This window comes from Winkia sp. UMB3158 (assembly GCF_030217145.1).
Lineage (GTDB): Bacteria > Actinomycetota > Actinomycetes > Actinomycetales > Actinomycetaceae > Winkia > Winkia anitrata.
The window spans coordinates 251,694-269,192 of the sequence record NZ_JASONH010000002.1 but is presented as its reverse complement, the minus strand read 5'-3'; the positions used below and the strand labels follow the sequence as shown (position 1 = coordinate 269,192).

General features: G+C 55.0%; 22 protein-coding genes. 5 read left to right on the top strand and 17 right to left on the bottom strand.

Annotated elements, in window-relative coordinates; genetic code table 11:
* Position 1 precedes the first annotated feature (1 nt).
* The 8 genes from QP400_RS03150 to QP400_RS03115 form a co-directional block, all read right to left on the bottom strand.
* The gene (locus QP400_RS03150) at positions 2 to 211 is read right to left on the bottom strand and encodes a hypothetical protein (protein WP_048707921.1); all 210 of its coding nucleotides are present in this window, start codon (positions 209 to 211) and stop codon (positions 2 to 4) included.
* Positions 212 to 723: 512 nt separating this feature from the next.
* Complete coding sequence (locus tag QP400_RS03145; protein ID WP_048707924.1) at positions 724 to 1,539, bottom strand: N-acetylmuramoyl-L-alanine amidase; 816 nt, start codon at positions 1,537 to 1,539, stop codon at positions 724 to 726.
* On the bottom strand, positions 1,536 to 1,997 hold the full coding sequence (locus QP400_RS03140; protein WP_048707927.1) for a phage holin family protein: 462 nt from the start codon (positions 1,995 to 1,997) through the stop codon (positions 1,536 to 1,538). Before QP400_RS03140 ends, QP400_RS03145 begins: the two co-directional genes overlap by 4 nt.
* A gap of 80 nt (positions 1,998 to 2,077) precedes the next feature.
* Positions 2,078 to 2,269: an acetyl-CoA carboxylase gene (locus tag QP400_RS03135; protein ID WP_227469296.1), complete on the bottom strand. Its 192-nt coding sequence runs from the start codon at positions 2,267 to 2,269 to the stop codon at positions 2,078 to 2,080.
* Positions 2,270 to 2,295: 26 nt separating this feature from the next.
* Complete coding sequence (locus QP400_RS03130; protein WP_070726513.1) at positions 2,296 to 2,718, bottom strand: DUF1617 family protein; 423 nt, start codon at positions 2,716 to 2,718, stop codon at positions 2,296 to 2,298.
* 16 nt (positions 2,719 to 2,734) lie between these two features.
* Positions 2,735 to 5,416, bottom strand: a complete 2,682-nt coding sequence (locus tag QP400_RS03125) for a phage tail spike protein (RefSeq protein ID WP_070726511.1) — start codon at positions 5,414 to 5,416, stop codon at positions 2,735 to 2,737.
* 71 nt (positions 5,417 to 5,487) lie between these two features.
* The gene (locus QP400_RS03120; protein WP_048707938.1) at positions 5,488 to 6,180 is read right to left on the bottom strand and encodes a hypothetical protein; all 693 of its coding nucleotides are present in this window, start codon (positions 6,178 to 6,180) and stop codon (positions 5,488 to 5,490) included.
* Positions 6,180 to 8,858: a phage tail protein gene (locus tag QP400_RS03115; RefSeq protein ID WP_285462519.1), complete on the bottom strand. Its 2,679-nt coding sequence runs from the start codon at positions 8,856 to 8,858 to the stop codon at positions 6,180 to 6,182. The genes QP400_RS03120 and QP400_RS03115 overlap by 1 nt, the downstream gene beginning before the upstream one ends.
* A 77-nt stretch (positions 8,859 to 8,935) precedes the next feature.
* Here QP400_RS03115 and QP400_RS03110 point away from each other — a divergent pair, with 77 nt between their 5' ends.
* Positions 8,936 to 9,121: a hypothetical protein gene (locus tag QP400_RS03110; protein WP_048707943.1), complete on the top strand. Its 186-nt coding sequence runs from the start codon at positions 8,936 to 8,938 to the stop codon at positions 9,119 to 9,121.
* The gene (locus QP400_RS03105; protein WP_048707946.1) at positions 9,118 to 9,741 is read left to right on the top strand and encodes an alpha/beta fold hydrolase; all 624 of its coding nucleotides are present in this window, start codon (positions 9,118 to 9,120) and stop codon (positions 9,739 to 9,741) included. Before QP400_RS03110 ends, QP400_RS03105 begins: the two co-directional genes overlap by 4 nt.
* Here the strand turns inward: QP400_RS03105 and QP400_RS03100 are convergent.
* The 3 genes from QP400_RS03100 to QP400_RS03090 all read right to left on the bottom strand — a co-directional run bounded on the left by QP400_RS03100 (position 9,738) and on the right by QP400_RS03090 (position 10,981).
* Positions 9,738 to 9,863: a hypothetical protein gene (locus QP400_RS03100; protein WP_024058998.1), complete on the bottom strand. Its 126-nt coding sequence runs from the start codon at positions 9,861 to 9,863 to the stop codon at positions 9,738 to 9,740. The two genes, QP400_RS03105 and QP400_RS03100, sit on opposite strands and share 4 nt — an antisense overlap.
* A gap of 68 nt (positions 9,864 to 9,931) precedes the next feature.
* Positions 9,932 to 10,186 (bottom strand): polysaccharide deacetylase family protein, encoded by a 255-nt coding sequence (locus tag QP400_RS10530; RefSeq protein WP_486389523.1) that lies wholly within the window; start codon positions 10,184 to 10,186, stop codon positions 9,932 to 9,934.
* 186 nt (positions 10,187 to 10,372) lie between these two features.
* A complete protein-coding gene (locus tag QP400_RS03090; RefSeq protein WP_048707955.1) occupies positions 10,373 to 10,981 on the bottom strand; it encodes a major tail protein in 609 nt (202 codons plus the stop codon).
* 60 nt (positions 10,982 to 11,041) lie between these two features.
* Between QP400_RS03090 and QP400_RS03085 the strand changes: the two genes are divergently transcribed.
* Positions 11,042 to 11,554 (top strand): VanZ family protein, encoded by a 513-nt coding sequence (locus QP400_RS03085; RefSeq protein ID WP_048707958.1) that lies wholly within the window; start codon positions 11,042 to 11,044, stop codon positions 11,552 to 11,554.
* Between the two features lie 312 nt (positions 11,555 to 11,866).
* Here QP400_RS03085 and QP400_RS03080 read toward each other — a convergent pair whose 3' ends face one another.
* A complete protein-coding gene (locus QP400_RS03080; RefSeq protein WP_048707960.1) occupies positions 11,867 to 12,568 on the bottom strand; it encodes a TetR/AcrR family transcriptional regulator in 702 nt (233 codons plus the stop codon).
* A 93-nt stretch (positions 12,569 to 12,661) separates the two neighbouring features.
* Here QP400_RS03080 and QP400_RS03075 point away from each other — a divergent pair, with 93 nt between their 5' ends.
* Both QP400_RS03075 and QP400_RS03070 read left to right on the top strand, forming a co-directional pair.
* The gene (locus QP400_RS03075) at positions 12,662 to 13,885 is read left to right on the top strand and encodes an MFS transporter (RefSeq protein WP_048707963.1); all 1,224 of its coding nucleotides are present in this window, start codon (positions 12,662 to 12,664) and stop codon (positions 13,883 to 13,885) included.
* Positions 13,886 to 14,046: 161 nt separating this feature from the next.
* A complete protein-coding gene (locus tag QP400_RS03070; RefSeq protein ID WP_053086214.1) occupies positions 14,047 to 14,799 on the top strand; it encodes a GIY-YIG nuclease family protein in 753 nt (250 codons plus the stop codon).
* On the opposite strand, the gene QP400_RS03065 is transcribed toward QP400_RS03070, so the two are convergent.
* Genes QP400_RS03065 through QP400_RS03045 form a run of 5 tightly spaced genes read right to left on the bottom strand, consistent with a single transcriptional unit; the run spans position 14,796 to position 17,492 of the window.
* Positions 14,796 to 15,143, bottom strand: coding sequence for a hypothetical protein (locus QP400_RS03065; RefSeq protein ID WP_048707966.1), 348 nt, complete (start codon positions 15,141 to 15,143; stop codon positions 14,796 to 14,798). The genes QP400_RS03070 and QP400_RS03065 overlap by 4 nt on opposite strands.
* Positions 15,140 to 15,577 carry an HK97-gp10 family putative phage morphogenesis protein gene (locus QP400_RS03060; protein ID WP_285462517.1) on the bottom strand — a complete coding sequence of 146 codons (438 nt, stop codon included), beginning with the start codon at positions 15,575 to 15,577 and terminating at the stop codon, positions 15,140 to 15,142. The genes QP400_RS03065 and QP400_RS03060 overlap by 4 nt, the downstream gene beginning before the upstream one ends.
* Entirely contained in the window at positions 15,577 to 15,909 is a 333-nt protein-coding gene (locus tag QP400_RS03055) for a phage head completion protein (RefSeq protein WP_048707969.1), read from the bottom strand. The genes QP400_RS03060 and QP400_RS03055 overlap by 1 nt, the downstream gene beginning before the upstream one ends.
* 15 nt (positions 15,910 to 15,924) lie before the next feature.
* A complete protein-coding gene (locus tag QP400_RS03050) occupies positions 15,925 to 16,242 on the bottom strand; it encodes a head-tail connector protein (protein WP_048707971.1) in 318 nt (105 codons plus the stop codon).
* A 29-nt stretch (positions 16,243 to 16,271) separates the two neighbouring features.
* On the bottom strand, positions 16,272 to 17,492 hold the full coding sequence (locus QP400_RS03045; RefSeq protein ID WP_285462515.1) for a phage major capsid protein: 1,221 nt from the start codon (positions 17,490 to 17,492) through the stop codon (positions 16,272 to 16,274).
* Positions 17,493 to 17,499: the final 7 nt, after the last annotated feature.

Genomic DNA, 17,499 nt, shown 5'->3' with positions numbered 1-17,499 from the left:
TTTATCCAGTCGTTTCGCCCACAATCTGTGGTTGATAGATCGGCGTCCACGCCTTCCATAACAACCGGTGAGCACGCTGATACTCTGCGGGTGTGAGCACGCCCCGCCCCGCCAGCACGCTCAACGTGTGAGAGTCCGTGATGAAGGCGAGTTCTCGGGCGAACACGTCAGGCTGTGTCATCTGATCAACCCGAGCCGTGAGAGCGTTCATGGTCGTCCGCCCCTGGTGCCAAAGCGAGCACGCACATAGCAGGCGTGACAGCAAAACTTTTGACCTGGTTTGTCCACGATCGCGAAGCGGCGTCCGCAGTGCGTACAGGTCTGCTCGCGCACAGGCTCGGTTTTCTGTCGATGCCGCCACGCTTTATGCCTGCAGGCGGGCGAGCAAAACCGAGCCCGAGCCCCTCCCTGTATAGGGCTGGCACACCACTGACACACGCGCTCGACCATCACCGGAGCGGCGTCAAGGTTTCGGGTTGTGCAGTACGAGCGGACCTGGTCACGAGTCAGGGCGCAAAACTCGGCAATCGCTTTATACCCCCAGCCCGCCGTGCGCAGGTTGCGGATACGTTGTTCATCAAGATCATTCACAGTGGGGTCACTCCCTTCACCCCACTGCCGACAAACCCCCGATTGTTAAATCCGTCCATGAAACGACGAAAAGCCCCGCCACCACCCATGACGGGTAGCAGCGGGGCTAAGTTTCGCCGGAGCAACGTGGGGTTAGTAGCCGAGCTTGGCATTCACGCGCGCCTGAACAGCGGCGTAGAGGTTGCCCAAGCGGCGCTTACGTTCCTCACCATTGCCATAGTCGCCACGGATCACGGCGTCGGCAAGCGCGTCAATGTTGGGCCCTGCTGGCTTCGCGGCAGGTGCGTTGCCAGAGAGCTTCTCGTTCACGCGAGCCTGAACAGCGGCGTAGTTGGCTCCGAGGCGGAGCTTACGCTCCTCCCCGTTCCCGTACTCGCCGCGAATCACCGCGTCGGCGAGGGCGTCGATGTTCGGTGCTGCAGGAGCGGGTGCTGGTGCGCTACCGCTCATCTGGTCATACCAAGACTGTGCGCGGGACATGTAGGCGGCATGCTGGGAACCAGCCAACGATGCCGGGCAAGCCGTGGCAGAGAAGTTTTTGTGCCCGAAGACGTTCTTGCCCCACTGGGGTCGGCCAAGGCCGTAGAACTTGCAGATCGCGGCGACGAGGTGTGCTCCGTTATCGAGGCACGCCTCCGACACAGCCCACGGGCTGGAGCTCACGTCCGCATGCTCGATGCCGATACTGGTGGTGTTGGCGGCAAAGTTGCCTGCATGCCAGGCGGTGTCGCGATCCCATACGAGCTGGCCGATTGTGCCGTCGGTTTGGACTTGGTAGTGGGCGGAAGCTGGACGGGTTTGCCACACGTCGTAGCAGCCCCTAATGGTGAGGTTTCCGGCGTTGTGGTGGATGATGACCTTATCGATGCGCCTGCCGTTGCGGCCGGGTGTGTAGTGTGTGTTCATGATGAGGTCGATGTCGGCCTCGAGCGCGAGCCAATTCTTCATGACTGGTTCTCCTTTGTATTTTCAGTGGTTGTTTCGGTCAGTGAGGGTCTTGTTTCGGCGCGGTTGGCGATCGCATCGAGCGCCCCACGCATTTGGGGTGGGACGGGTAGGCCGAGGCGGGTGGCGTTTTCGACCAGGGAGATGCCTTCGTTGGATAGGTAGAAGAAGATGACCGCCGCACGTAGCACGCCGGGTGCTCCGAGAATATGGACGTCGATGAGGTGGGCGAGGCCGACGAGGGTGAAGATGAGGATTTTGCGGCTGATACCCCTAAAACCGACGGATGAGCTGAGGCGGCGCTCGTTGATGGCGGCCAGCACCCCGGTGATGTAGTCGGCGATAGCGAAGACGATCAGCGCATAGACGAGGCCGTCGAGCCCTCCAAGATAAGCGGCGAGCCACGCACCAATACCAGCGATGCCGGTTTGGATGGCGTGCCAGATGGCGTGTAGAGACATGAGAATGATTCCTTTCGTGGGCATAAAAATTGCCCACACCCATCTGGGGTGAAGGCATCAAAAATTGGTGTAGCACTGGGCTACATGGTCGGGTCAGTGAGAACTTCGAGAATCGGCTCTGTCAGATCAATCGACGCGACCTGTGGCACTGGGAGTTCTTGGGCTTCGATGGCCTCTGCTGGTGGTGCGGGCGTGGCATCGGATTCGATCGGGACGATGGGTAGCTGTACTTCTTCGCTAGACGTTGACTCATCATCTGAAACGTCGGTCATTTCTGTGTCCTTTTCTTCCTTGGCCTTCATTGGCCACCCTTGGTGATGGCGTCGTAGAGAACGTCGTAGGCTTCCGCCGCCACGCCAGACAGTTCACCCTCATAGCCGTCAAGAAGTGCTTTCACGTCCTTGTCGTGGCCGTCGTAGGTGGGACCCGACACTTCCGCAACCGAGGTCAGCAGATTCTGGCGGGCTTCGAGGAATTCACTGGCTTTGTCGGGGTCGGCGAGGACGAACGTGCCATCGTCGGCGAATATCGGGCGGCCGTTCTCGTCGAGTGTTGCGAATTGGGTGACGAGGTCGTATTCGTCTTCCCCGAACCGTGCAATCGCTTCCTTCACTAGCGTGAGGAGTTTCGAGCGAGCACGGGACTGCGCCGCCTTCAACGGCATATTGGTGGGTAGGTCGGCGATGGGTTGCAAATGGTGGTTGGCGAGCATGATCTTCATGAGGGTTTCCTTTTACTTATGCGAGGTTGGTGGACATGGCCGACAGGCCTGTGTTGGAGAAGTACCGCCACGTGATGTTCGAGCCGGTTCCGGAGATGGATGTGATCCACCCTTGATTGAGCAGGCTGAGGATTGCGTTCATCCTCGACATCAAATCCTTGGTGCGATCAAAGAGACGGGTCATGTTGTAATACGACCCGTTGGTTACGACCATCAGGTCGTAGGTGTGAAACACGACCTTCGCCAGCCCATTGCTCGACGCCCACCCGGCGTAGGTGCCTTTCCCGGTGAGCGTGCAGTCTTGCAAGGTCACGTAGCGTGAGCCGGTGGTGTAGAACTTGTAGCCGTTGGTGCGCAAGTCAGCACCGAGATGAATGCCGGCCTCGCCGTAGAAGCGTCCCTTCGGATCCAGGGTGAGGCAGGTGAAGTAGCCACCGCCGGAAACCGTCTGGTATGTCCAGGCCACATAGTCGCCTTGATAGGCGACCTGGTTGACGACGCCTTGCACGTCGGGCTTGTCCTTGTGGGCACGGCGTGCCATCTCCCCGATGTAGCGGGAGCCGTACCAGAATTTCATCCCGGAACTGGAGATTGTCCCTTCCAAGGTGGAGCCGTTATACCACGCGATCTGCGTCGGCGAAATACGGATCGACTGGTTCCATCCGGCCAAGCCCACTTGGATCGCGTTGGTCGCGAGCTTGTCAGCCGAAATCGAGCGCGCCCCAATCCGAGCCGCCGACAACGTCCCAGTGGTGATCTTCCCAGCATCCAGCGCAGCGATCTTCGCCGACGTGACCGCTGCGTCCTTGATCATCGCATTGGTGATGTATCCGTTGGCGATCGTCAACTTGTCGGACGTGATCGATCCGGCGGCAATCCGCCCAGCAGCTAAATACCCGGAGGTGATCTTCGAGGCCGAGAGCGACCCGATTTTCGCGTCGGTGATCGCGGCGTCCGCGATGTGTGCGGTGCCGATGGCGGCGTCTGCAATGTGTGCTTGGCTGATCGCTTTCGACCCGATCATCGCAGCACCCACCGGTGTCTGTTCCCATTGGTTGTTGGTGAGGATGTATTGGCGGGCGATCACGCCGTCTACACGCACTTGCCATAGCGCGCCCTCCGGTCGGCCAGCCGCGTCCGCTACGCTCGGGTCAACAACGGCAACCGTGAGCCGCCCATCCGAAGTCATCGCAACGTCGTGGGCATCCTGCGCTAACTGGGTAGCGCCAGCGGCTGTGGTCTTGGCCTGGTCGATCTCCACCTGCGCCGAAGCCATCTGAGTGGCGACAGCATCGGCGGCGGTTTGTGCGTCGTGTGCAGCGGCGAGGGCGTGGTCGACCTCTGCGCGGGCGGCGTCGAGTTCCGCGCTGATCTGGGCATGGTTCAGGTCAGTAGCGAGTGCCACCCAGCCAGGCTGCCCGGTGTCGGTGAGCCGGTATATCCAGATTTCGGTGGTTTCGCCGTTCTGCTTGAACCATGTGTCGCCGAGCTGCGCCTTCTCGGGTTGGGCACTGCCGTAGTGGTTGGTGTTCTTCCCATCCGCACTAGCCAACGCGAACCCTGCCGCATCCGACGCAGCCACCGCCGTGCTGATGGCGGTTTTGACTTGCCGGGTGACAGACGTGAACTTCCGAGCTACGGTTCCAAGTTCGACCGAGATGTACTGGAGCGTGAGCGGGTTGTACTCGTAGGCCACTACCCGCGCCGTGAGCGCAATCCCAAGATCGGTGTGGCGGACGGTCACCGTGTCACCAATTTCGACGGTTTCCAGCCGTGCGAGATCAGCGTATTCACGGGTTTGTGAAAGGTCAGTGAAGCGGATCTTGTACGAAGCGGACGGCTCATCCACATGCTTGGCGCTGAATTCTGCCGCCGCTAGACGGCGTAGTTCGCCGTGTGCTTGGTCGAGCGGAAGCTCGCCTTCACGCGGGTTGTCTTTATCAGTAATGGCTTTGACTTGTCCGTAGCGGATGACGCGGATACGCGGCACCACATAATCGCCCAACTTCGGCGAATCCACATAGAGTTCAGGCAAGAGTAGGCCGTCGTAGCCGACCGGGAGAATCCGTGTCACCACCGTCGAAAAATCGATAGCCGATTCGAAGCCAGTGAGGTTCTTGCGGTCACGGATGACCACCCCGTGGTTGGCTCCACGCATGGGCCCGTGGTGAATGTGCCAGTTGTCCCGGGTGATCTCACCGCCCCAACGCGCAGCGAACGTGTTGTCCTCGCCCGCATCCATCAGAGCTTGGGCGATGGGCATGCGCACCAACCGCGCCGAAGACCTAGTCACCGTATCCGACGAGGTAGCAGTAAACCCGTGCTTAGTGTTTGCCGCGCCAAGGATTTGAGTGAGTGCGCCTTTCGCGGTTTTGTTGACCACGTAGGTGTCGGCGATGAGGTTCGCCGCCAGATCATAGAAGACATGAAACGCCGTTACTTCCAGCAAACCTTCGATCGTGGTGACGACCTCGCTAATCCGGAAACCCTGACGTTGCTCCAACCCTGGCACGGGCGCTGCCACAATGTTCTCAAGTACGAGGTGCGTGGCTGCAGGTCCATCTGCTGGGTAGGTGAAGGTCAAGGAGAATTCGCCACCTAGTTCTTCAGTCACGATCGGGTTGATGATCTCCCGATCCAAGACTCCTAGCCCGGTGGTGGTGAATGTCGTGGCGGTGCGGTCGTGAACCGTAATCATGAGAGGCCTTCCAAAGACAACAGTGGCCACCCCACGAAGGGATGACCATCGGAACTTGCGTGAGTTGGGTGTTAGGGGTTGCGCCAGTTCGGCGTGATCACGATCTTCGAGATACCAGCGCCGAGCGTGATCCGATTGACCCCAGGCTTCAAAACTGGGAAGGCTTCACTGAGCGCATCGGTCTGGACTTTCCCGTGGGCGTGTGCGACGAGACGCGCGCTGTCGAGCGTGACGGAGCCTGCTGGCGAATTCACCTGATGTACCGTTTTGTTCACCGTCAACGAGAGCATGCCCGTGCCTGTAACAGTGATGATCGGATCCGCATCAAGTAGGCCAGGGTTGGTGATCGTCCCCGACTCCGACATTATTAACGGCTTCAAACCCTCGGTCAGGTAAGTGAAGGGCTGGCAGGTCAGGCGTGCGGTGAAGAACCCCCACCCCGACAGCTCCCGGCGCAGTTCGCTCACTTTGCAGTGCTTAACCTTGCGGTAAACACCAGGCTCGGCAGTCAACGCAATCGTCGAAGCGCCCGTCAGCTCATGGGCGGCTTTCCGGTATTGGTGGAGCCCGTCACGGATAGGCACCGCGAGTTCAAGCTCGAGTTCGGTGTCCTCCCAGCCTATAAACCTGGTCAGGGTTCCGGCGCGGCCTTCGATCTCGATATCGTTCACCGCACGGACGGCGGCGGGTATCGCAACCGGGGCGGTCAAGCGCAGACCAAGCGACGTAGAGGTCACCGTGTCGTTCAAGGTGAACCCATACATTAGTAGCCTCCTGCCATCACGGTCTGCCGCCGATCAAGACGAGCAAGTTGTTTGTCGAGAGCGGGTGCGAGTTTGCCGACCAGCGTCCCATCCGACAACGTCACGCTAATTTCCAGCGAAGACAGGATGCGCTTTGCTGTGGCATCGACGATGCTCGCGACATCCACACGCTCACTATCAGCACCGCCACTCGTATCGCGATTGATAGCTATGGGTTGTGGGGTGAGGTCAACGGCAGGTACCTGCAGGTCTGCCACTGCGTCGATCGGTACATGAAGTCCGTCTTCAAGCTCGCTGAAGGCGTCCATCGTGTCCCTAGCCAAACCAGTGGCAGCAGTGACAGCCTTGTTGCCATCGATTTTGATGGAGCCTGCGAGGCCTTCGACGAGCATCCGTCCTGCCCAGGCCATCTTGCGAGACGGTGAGTGGATGCCGAAGAAGCCAGTGATGGAGTCCCAAATCCCGCTTGCCCAGTTCGAGACCGAATTCCACAACCACCCCGCCAGGGATTGGATTCCGTTCCACAGGCCGTAGACGAGGTTTTTGCCCGCCTCCGCCATCTGCCACATGCCCTGGCCAACGGCCGAGACGATGCCGGTAATGATCTGCGGGATTGCTGCGACGATCGTGGAAATGATCTGGGGTAACGCCCGCACGAGTGCCGTCAAGAGTTGGATGCCTGCTTGGACGAGTTGCGGGATAGCCCCACCAATCGCCGACACAATACTTGCGATAATCTGCGGCAACGCGGCCACAATCGTTGTAATGATCTGTGGCAACGCCCCAATCAACGCCGTCAGCAGTTGAATGCCTGCGTCGATGAGCTGCGGGATCGCACCCACCACGCCGCTGACGATCGCAGTAATAATCTGCGGGAGTGCTGCGACGATTGCTGTGATGATCTGTGGCAACGCCCCAATCAACGCGGTCAGCAGCTGGATTCCTGCTTCGATGAGCTGCGGGATCGCACCCACAAGGAAGGTCACTATGCCGGTGATGATCTGCGGGAGCGCTTCGATGATGACGGGGATGGCTACGATGAGGCCTTCGGCGAGTCCGGTGATGAGCTGCAACGCCGCATCCAACAAAAGCGGTAGGTTATCGACGAGCCCTTGGACGAGGGCGACGAGCATTTCCACCGCCGCAGGAACCAGTTCCGGTAGTGCTTCGCCGATGCCAGAGACGAGGGTTGCGATGATCTGAATCGCCGCCTCCAACAAGGACGGCAGTGCTTCGATGATTGCCTCGACCAGCGCGATAATCAGCGTCACCGCTGTCTCGGCCACTTGTGGGAGGACTTCGATGATGCCCTCTAACAGGGCGGTGAGGATGGACATGCCGGTCTCGACCACCATCGGTAGCTGCTCAGCAATAAATGCGAGGGCTTCCTGTAAGACTTGGCCGAGGGTGTCGATGAGTGCGGGTGTTCCGCCTTCTTCGAACGCTGCGGTTAGTTCGTCGATCCACCCGTTGACCATCGGCAACACCGAACCCGCCAACGCCTCCGACAGACCACCAGCCAACAACCCCTTGAGATTTTCCACCCCGTCCTGCATCGTGGCAAGCTGCCCGGAGAAGGTCTTGGATTGGGCGTCCATGGCCCCGTAGAAACGCCCGCCTTCAGCAGTAGCACTGGCGAATGCGTCAGCGACCATGTCAGCCGAAATAGCACCCTTGGCCATATCCTCTTTCAGTTCACCGATGGACTTGCCGGTCTTGCGGGAGATCTCTTCGAGCGGGTTGAATCCGGCGTTGATCATCTGCAGCAAGTCCTGACCCGTGAGCTTGCCAGTCGAAGACATTTGGGCGAAGGCGAGCGTTAGCGATTCCATCTTCACCGCATCACCTTGGGAGATATCGCCGATTTCGTTCAGGTGCTTTTTCGCATCCTCAAGGCTCATTCCGAAGCTCAGGAGGGTCTGCATGTTGCCCGCGAGGTCCTCCATACCAAACGGAGTCTTCGCCGCCTCAACCTTCAGGTCATTGACCAGTTTCTGAGCCTTGGCTTGATCACCCAGCATCGTGGTAAACGAGGTGGTGTATTGCTCCATGCGGGCGTTGTATTCCACGCCTTCCTTCAAGGCTCCGGCCATGCCGCGCCCAATACTGGCGATCGCATGCCCGATACCCTTGACCCCGGCAATGATGGCTTCGGAGGCGAGGTTGGCTTTCAACACGTCGCCGAAAATGCGGGTCTTGGAGCTGGTGGTGTCCATCTCGTCCCCGAGATCATCCACCGCGCCCTCAAGACGTCCTGCGTCCTTTGCCGCGCCCTTGGCATCGTCACCGGCACCGTCAGCCTCGTCCCCGAAATCCGACAGGGCATCATTATTCGATTTGAGTTCGCCTTCAAGCCGGTTGAGTTCAGCGCCTGCGTTGTTGAGCTGGATCTGCCAATTCTTCGTCCGGCTATCGTTCTCACCAAAGCTCGTGGCGGAGTTTTCGAGTGCGGCGCGCAGGGTCTCAATCTTCGACTTTTGAGCCTCAATCTCTTTGCCTAAAACCTGGTTACGAGCCGTAAGCGCTGAAGCGGACTTATCGTTCCTATCGAACTGAGAAGCCACCAACTTCATCTCGGATCCCAAAACCCGCATCTCACGATTAATATCCGTGATCGCGCGCTTAAACTCCCGCTCACCCTCAAGTCCAATCTTCAAACCAAAAGACGAATCAGCCATGAGTGTTTACCTTTCTTTCCGGTAACGACAGTTATGGGATAATCAGTGAACGAACACGTAAAAGCGAAAGGGCATATATGGCAAAGAACAATGCGCGAGTGCGTAACTGGTTAATGCTGGTAGCCGTTGGGCTATTATTTGCAGCTATCTGTTTTGCTATTTTCGGGTTCACGCACGTGATTTCACCGGTCACCGCTATCGGAAATGCTGCTGGTTTTCTGATAACTAGCCTGGTTGCAGGTTTTTTCGCGCTGCGTAAATGAGCGATGCGCAAAAGGTAGTGTTCTTGCACGGGTTGGGTGAAACCCGTGATGTTTGGAACCCAGTAATAAAACAGCTGCCACAAACCGAGTGCATATCTCTAGACGTTTTGACAACGAAACCGCCGCTGGCTTCTTGGTTGCTTGAAGACGTATGCGCCCAGATTGCTAACTCGCTGACCGAACCAGTGCACCTGGTCGGGGTATCGTTGGGCGCAGTGATTGCTTTAAATATCGCGCTCACCCATCCGGGCAAGGTGTCCTCACTGTTTGTTTCAGCTCCGCAAGCTAAACCCCCAAAACTGTTGATGAATCTGCAAAAGACACTAATGCGAGTTCTACCAACAAAATGGGTCTGTCCGCCGCAGCTTAGCAAACCTGAGCTGGTGGGCGTGCTCGATAGTTTGAAAGATTTAGACCTTACTTCGCAGCTTCCAGCTTTATCTATGCCCGTAACTGTGGTTTGCGGCAGCAAAGATAAAGCAAACCTGCCTGCAGCCCGCAAAATCGCCGGCCTTATCCCCACAGCTCACCTAGAAGTGATCCAAGGTGCAGGGCACCAGTGGCACGCCGCCCATCCTCAGCTATTCGCCTGTTATCTCACGAAACATTTAGATCGCTAAACCCCAGCAGGAATAATATCGTCGATAAACCAGATGCGTTTCGGCTGGGCTCTGCCGGTTTCGATACGCCAGCAATCCACCAGGTCCAATAGTTCACCGAATATGGTCAGCTCGATTTGCATGCGGGTCAGTCCCAGGTGGGCGAGCCCGATATAGGTCAGGCGGGTAAAGATTGCCTCGTCACTATCTATTAAGTGTCCTTTTTCTTGGTTTGCCCTTTTGGGTCTGGGGTCTCGGTCATGATTGCTCGCCGGGTGCCGCGTTGGAGTGCCTGGGCGATAGCCTCTCGGTAGTCAGCTAAATCTGCAGGCACAGTTAGTAACTCCACTGCTTCTGCGGTCAGCTCTGGGCGCTTATCGTCCGGATGGGTGAGGTTGTGTATTTGTACGGACTGGTTAGCGAGCAGGGCGATGAGCCAGATTACGTCACCGAGTGACTTATCCATATCTTCGCTAGTTTCCAGGGCTTGACCTAAATGTTCTAGCCCTCCGTAACGTTGAGCTATAAGGCGGGTCGCACGGGTAGTGAGGACAAGCTCGTATTCTTGACCTGCGATAGTGATTGTCGCGCTTTTTAAAGAGGTGCTGGCCGGGCTGGTTTGGGTTTTCGCTGTCATGGCTTACCTGCATTTCTAGTTGTTTGTCGGTTTAATGCTGGTTGTAGCGGCAGGCTCATACACCTGCCTGTACCAGCTGGAGATCGTCTCAGCTTTCACGCCGGTGGCTCCTTCGGTGACTTCGGCTTTCCACGGGTGCTTACCGGTAGCGTCTGGTTTGTTACGCCGCAGAATCGTTCCCTCAATACTCGGGGTAGAGAACGTGATCGAATCAGCTTTGGTCGCCAGCGTGGTTCCCGGCAGAGCAAATTTGACGCGGTAAAGCCAAAAATACTGGTACTTCCCGTTAGAGCGTGCAGCTCTAAAACCAATAGCCACGGGTGCGCCACCATCCTCAGAAGTACTGATAAGTACCCCGTTCGCGTCCAGTCTCGCACCAGTTAAGGCAGCTGCAGCCTCAGCCCCGAGATCATCAACCCCAAGAGTGAGCGTTCCAGATTTGAATTCCTTGACAATCTCGGATGCCCCGTCATCGGCATACAAAATTGCCTCAGCCACCTCCACAGACAATTCTGCAGATATTGCTTTAGCCAGCGGTTTAGGAACGGCATAAGTTTCCTCACCGCTAGTGGGATCTTCGCTAATGCTCGCGTAGTAGAGCTTGTCTAAACCAATAGTTGCCATGATGTTTCTCCTTTTGGGTAGTAATTTTCGTTAGATGTCATCGAGAGATAGAATTGGGGCATGAGAGAGAAAACGCGACGCTTGACCTATGCGGTGTTCGGGATTTATCTGCTCTTGTTGTTGTGGATGGTGCTGTTCAAATTCGCCACCAGCGTTGACGACATACTGAGCGTGCGGCATGCGCGCTACTTAAATCTGATCCCATTTACAGATTCTGCGAATCTTTACGGGTCGAACTTCTTTGATGAGATCGTGGTCAACTTCCTTATTTTCATCCCGTTTGGCTTGTACATGAGGATGTTGTTGAAACGGCGCTCATGGTTAATTCAATTGCTCCCACCGTTTTTAGCAAGCGTGGCATTCGAGGTCGTTCAGTACGTTTTCGCTATTGGGGTCAGCGATATCACCGATGTCATAATGAACACTGCTGGAGCCGCTACTGGCTTAGTAGTTTTTGCTCTGCTAGCCAGATTCTGGCCTGAAAAGAGCGAAAAAGTCATTAACGTCATCGGGTTAGTCCTGGAGATCTTGTTCATCGGATTTTTGACTTTCCTGATCATTGCAAACTCTTAAGGACAGGCTCTAAAACTCGAAACATCGATGGAATAGTGGTGAAAACCGGTATCCGCCTCGTATCCGATATAGCGGATTCCTGGGAGAAGCCTGTGTACTGTGAAGGGCGATAGCTAGTTCATTGGTAGTGCAGTATTTGATGTAGTCGTACCAGTTGTTTGGGAAGCTCTGGATATAGTGGATCTTCTTGTATTTATTGGAAAATCGCAGGAAATAGAGGGAGAGGCTGAAAGGCTTTGCTCTTAGCTGGATGCCTTGCGATTTTGGGAAATATTTTATGAGTATTGATGATTTCTCTTGTTCACGGGTTCGTTAGGCGTTTTCGCGAGGCAAGATTGCTATCTCTAAACCGGCGAGTACGACTTCTATGATGATTTCAAAGTATTCCTGACTCATGCGGTCTTCGTTTTTCGGGTTGGCTAGCGGAATTAAGTAGCCCTGGATGATGTCAGCCAGCGTTGTGGAGCAGACAGCTAGGGGCTGAAGTTGGGTAATCATTTGGCCTAGGTCGTGGCGCTGTTCCTGCTTGGTTGGGCTGCGCAAGTTGCGAGCAGTAATGCTCCATAGCATCGTGTTGATGATAATTGAGTATGCGATGTGAATGTACTTGCTAAAACCAGCATCCCGTAGTTTTTCGTAAGCCACCTCCAAGATTGGTATCAACGCGGCGTTCATATGTCCATACATCAGTTTGTCGGTGACTCCGGGGAATTCAAGAAAGACAGGCCTGACATTTTTTGCTAGGGAGATGAACCAATCTTTCCATTCCAGCTGCTCGTCCGGTAGTTCGATGGTGCTAGTGATCTCGCCTATTACAGAAGCGGTAATGGCGTCACGGTTTTGGTAATGGTGGTAGATGACAGAGGGAACTACTCCCAGACGCTGCGCAAGGTCACGAATCGACCATTTTTCTAGACCGCACTCTCGGGTCAGTTCCATTGCGGTGTACATGATCTTTTCCTGCGTCAGCCAGGCGCGTCTACCCGTGTTTACCCGCTTGTCTTTATTCCCCACGAAAACAGCATACCCTCAACCTCGACAATACTAGAACATTGTTCTAGTATTGTCTCAGCTTGATTGGTAGCTCACTTTGGAAAGGATGTTTTAATGTGCGCCACTAATGAACGAAACGAGAAAGTCGAATCAAAAATAGCGGGACTGTTTCCCTTGTTTTTGACGGTGTTACTGGCATATATGGGGCAGATGATTCTTAATCCAATTCTGGCTCCGCTATCGCGCGAAATCGGGCTGAAGGAATGGCACATTGGCGCCACCATTTCGTTAGCTGCCATAATGTTTTCTCTTACCTCCACCAGGTGGGGACGGGTCTCATTGCGATGGGGATCTCGGCGTATCTTGCTTATTGGCATGCTTGCCGGAATCCTGGCTCTAAGCGGATTCGCTATGGTGGTGTGGCTAGGATTTAAGGGTCTGCTCACCGGCATAGCGTTGATCATAGGAGTAGTCATAACTAGGGGAGTGCTGTACGGCGGTGCCATCGCATCAGTTTCCCCAGCCGCGCAAACCTACGTTGTGACTCATACCTACAATGAGACGCAACGGGTAAAGGGTCTGGGAGTCTTGGGTGCTGCACAAGGATTCTCGTCTATTCTTGGAGCCTTATTGGGCGGCAGCCTTGCAGCTATAGGAGGTTTCATGATGCCCTTGCTGGTGATGCCTCTGGTCATGCTTTTAGGCGTTGCCGTTTTGCTGCTAACATTCAAACCCACAGGTAGCGAAGAAAAAGTCGCTCAACCGGCAAAAGTTTCCTATTTTGATTCAAGAGTATTCGTGTTCCTGGCTTGCGGTTTCCTAATGTTTACCGCTTTTTCTACCGTGGCTACACTTTTCGGCTTTTTACTGCAGGATGTTTTGAAGCTAGCGGCCGGCGCAACAGCAGGGCTCACCGCTTTGTGCATGTCAATAATGGGTGTGGTGATGATACTGGCGCAGGCCTTGGTGGCTCCAAGGTTAAACTGGGGTGCTAAAAAACTCTTTAGAAGAGGATTAATAATCGTTCTTCTCGGGTTACTACTCTTGGTTTATCCACTAAATCTTGGACTGTTCATCGTGGCCAGCATCTTGACAGGCTTTGGTCTAGGCCTGGCGATGCCTGGCTACAACACGGCGCCTACTTTGCAAATGAAGCCCGAAGAACAAGGTGGGCTGGCCGGGTTGATTAATGCTAACAATGGTGCTGCCTATGTAGTGGCACCGATAGCCTCTACCGCACTTTACGGACTCTCTCCGTGGCTACCAATGACATGTTGCGCAGTCCTGATAGCTGCGGCAATTTTGCTGAGTTTTTACCATCCCGAGTTCCGCAAATAATCTCTTTATGATTAGAAGCAAAAACCATAAAAATTCCTGCTAAAGCGGTGTTGACTTCAGCAGAACTATGATGTCTAGTCGCTACGAGGTTCAAACAAACTCAAACGTCTCAAAAACCCCATGCAAACACGGGGTCATTCAGCTCAATCGCTTGTAATGGTGTGTATATTCTTCTTGGTAATGACCCTGAAGCTATTGAGAACACTTGGTGCTATATAGGCAAGACAGAAAACTTTGTAGAGCGCCTGCGTGATCATGACAAAAAGAAGCCGCAGTGGGAAAAGGTCGTTATTATTGCTAGCTTGCAGCGGTCTTTTAACGAGGGGCATTGGGGTTATTTAGAAGCCCGTCTGGTTGAAATCGCTAAGAATGCTGAGCGTTGTTCTATGCCTGATAACAGACAAACTCCTCGGGTTAGGAAGCTTTCTGAAGCGCAACGAGCATCAGCCGAGTCGTTCTTAGATAATGTGAAGCTGATTTTGCCGATCCTGGGAGTCAATGTTTTGCGTTCCCTAGAAAATACTGTGCAAGCAGCTACCGCTCAGATAGTTTCTTCGCCTGTTTTCCATCTGCGCAGACAAAAAGATCAGATAGACGCCTCGATGCAGCTGATTGATGGCGAGTTTTTCCTCCTCAAGGGATTAATAGTGGTTGCGAATTGGGAAACCAGTAAAGCCAGAAGTCAGGCAACGGTTAACTCGTATGCGACTATAGCTAGTCGTCACCAAAAGCTAGTTAGTGACGGTTCAATCCGTCTAGAAAATAAGCGGGGCGTGGTTACCCGGGATATTGCTTTTGCTTCTCCTTCTGCAGCAGCGGCCATAGTGTTAGGTACCTCCGCCAATGGTAGAGCGCGCTGGGTCAATGATGAGGGACAAAATTATGGAGTCTGGGAGGAAAGCAACAACTCCTAGAAAGTAGTCGGTGAATAATTCGCGATGTCGATTGAATAGTGGTGGTAGCCGGTATCGTCCTCGTATCCGATATAGCGCCTGCCTGTAATAACCAGGCGAGCGCTAATTAGAGCTTTCGTGATCTGGTCTCTTAGAGCTAAGTAGTTGGTTTTCGTGAACAGGCTGATTCGAGCTTCTTCTATTTCGACGCCTGGGGTGTTGTCGGCGAAGATCTCGAAAGAATCTGTTAACGGGGTGAATACTAGATACGTGTCTGGGGCTGGGGAATCGGTGTAGCAGCTGACTGCATAGGCGAGCCCAAGTTGTTTAGCGATGTGGCTTATGTTTTCTAAAAGCCCGCTCATGGTTTCACCTGCTGGATTCGCGCGGCTAGGGTTTGTTTCATTGCGGTGATTGCGGCTCGCCTGGTTTGTGAACGCGTAGGGGCTAGGAAGGGTCTAGCGGGCTGGTTGGAGCGCCCGTGTTCAAGAACGTTAGCGATTAGTGCGTTAGCTCTACCATCGTCTCGGTTCTCGGCGAAACCAACTTTGACGTTGTAGTCTCCGCGGCTATTGACTTTTACTGGCGCGGTTCCTAACGCTTTGGCGAGCTGACCGGTAGAGCGGGAGGGCTGTTTCGTTGAGCTGCCGATTGCTGCAGAAAGGTTAGAGCGCATACGCGGCTCCACAGTATTAGCCCCGGCTTTAAGTACTTGCTCAGCGGAGTTATCAATGAGGCTGCTGGCTGAGTCGAGTGCGTCAATGAAATCGTTGGGAAGCCGGATTTGTACGCGAGCCATCAGGGTGCTCCTTCTGCTTCGGTGCGGTGAGCCAAAATCTCGACATAGCGGCCGAGGTATTCGACCGCATCAATAACGTACCTGCCACGTGCGGAGCTGATTTCCATCGCCTCGGTTATATTTATGCCGGGTATTGCTCGGATCCTAAATAACAGGTCTGCTTTGGTGTAGGCGGCGCGGTTGACCCAAGCCGGTGAAGCGTGCCGCACTTCCATATATGCGCGCACCGAAGCAATAACCTCATCACCAGTAGTGGCGAACCCGGCAGCGTCCTTAACCACTACAGGTTGTATTAGGTCGATGTGCTCGCTCATTTTGCCTAGCGTTGCCACAAGGCGCGTCCTTCTTTAGATTTTCCAGTCCCGATCCAGACGAAGCAGGGTGTTGACTGCGTTCCACACGGCGCGGGCAGCATCGGTTTTGTCTGCCCAAAACCCGGCGGTTGCTCCATCTCTGGATTCGTAGAAATGGGTGGCGAGCATGATAATGCCTTGCCGGGTTGCCTGCGACATGGGCTCCGTTTGGTAGTAGCCCTCGGGCAGATGTTGGTAAGCGGTGGCATAGGAGATGGCAGCCAAAACAAACGAGGCAATCAAAGAATCATCCTCGCTATGGTCGACCAGTAGATTCTGCTTGACTAAAGCCATGAGTTCGTCTGTTTTCATGGCTGCCACCTCCTAACTATTTTTATGGTTTACCCCGCGGTCTTTTGGGTAAGAACCTTGATCGCTTCGGGCAAGACTAGCTTGCCGTCTAGGCGTTGGGAGGCGAGGAACCCGATCTGCCCGGTGGTTGCAAATAGCTCGTTGAGGCGTTTGAAGGAGCGGCCTTGCCGGTCAGCAATCCAATAGAAGCCGAGGTCACCGAACGCTACTGTGCGCGCCCCAGCTTTAAGCTCAGGCACAAACACGGAAGTGTGAACGGGTCGGCCAAGGATCATGTCCGGGGTTCCAGCAGTCAGGGCTGGTTGCCACAGGTACTGCCCGTTACCGTCCTTGAGCTTGCGTACGGTCTTTACTGTTGCATCGTTCATCAGCCACACCGCGCGCGCCCGGTAGGGGGCACGCAAACTATAGTGCAGATCGATGAGTTCATCAGCGCTAATGTCGGTAGGCTTGGCGCTGGTCACGCCAATCTCGGCTCCGCCGGTTGGGTTGAAGATAGCGGTGGGTTTACCTTTACCATCGCCAACCAGGAACGCTTCTTCTTCAGCAGCTCCAATACGGCGAGCAAACTCGCTCGCTAAGTATTGTTCAACGTTAAACGCTGCATCGTTGAGCAGTTCTTCGCTGATTTTCAGGAAGGTACCCAGCTTGAACGCCGACAGAGAGATTTGGGTGAAGGCTTCATCGGATTCGCTATATGGTTTGCCTTCATCCAGCCAGGTAGCGGTGCCATGGGTAGACACGACAGGGATCTTTCGGTCCCCGCTAGTGGTCTGAATAACCTTGGCGAGGCTTCGCATGATGTTTTGGTCGGCTAAAGACTGCACTAGGGTGCGTTCGAACTCGTCAGGCACTAGGTATCCGCCCTCAGAATCCACCCCCTCACTTAGCGCATTCCTTACTTCCATGGGGGAGGTGTTAAGCCGCATCGCATCCCAAAACGCCCGCTTGTAGGAAGCTGTAGCACGGGCAGGCTTCGCCTTGCCCACATTCTCGTCTGATCCAGCACCTGGTGTTGCTGTGATGGGTGCCCGAGTCGCCTGCGCGAGGTTGGCTTCTGTGCGTTCGGCCCGCTCGGATCGAGCGATCTCGTTAGAAAGCGCCTCGATCTCAGCCTCCATCTTCGCGTAAGCCGCATCGTCCTCAGCGCTCAGGCAGCCGGTCTCAAAGTTACGGCGCTCATCCAGAAAAGCCTTCGCCTTATTCCAGGTTTCGGCACGGCGAGCATAAAGATCAGTAACAGTAGTCATGATAAAA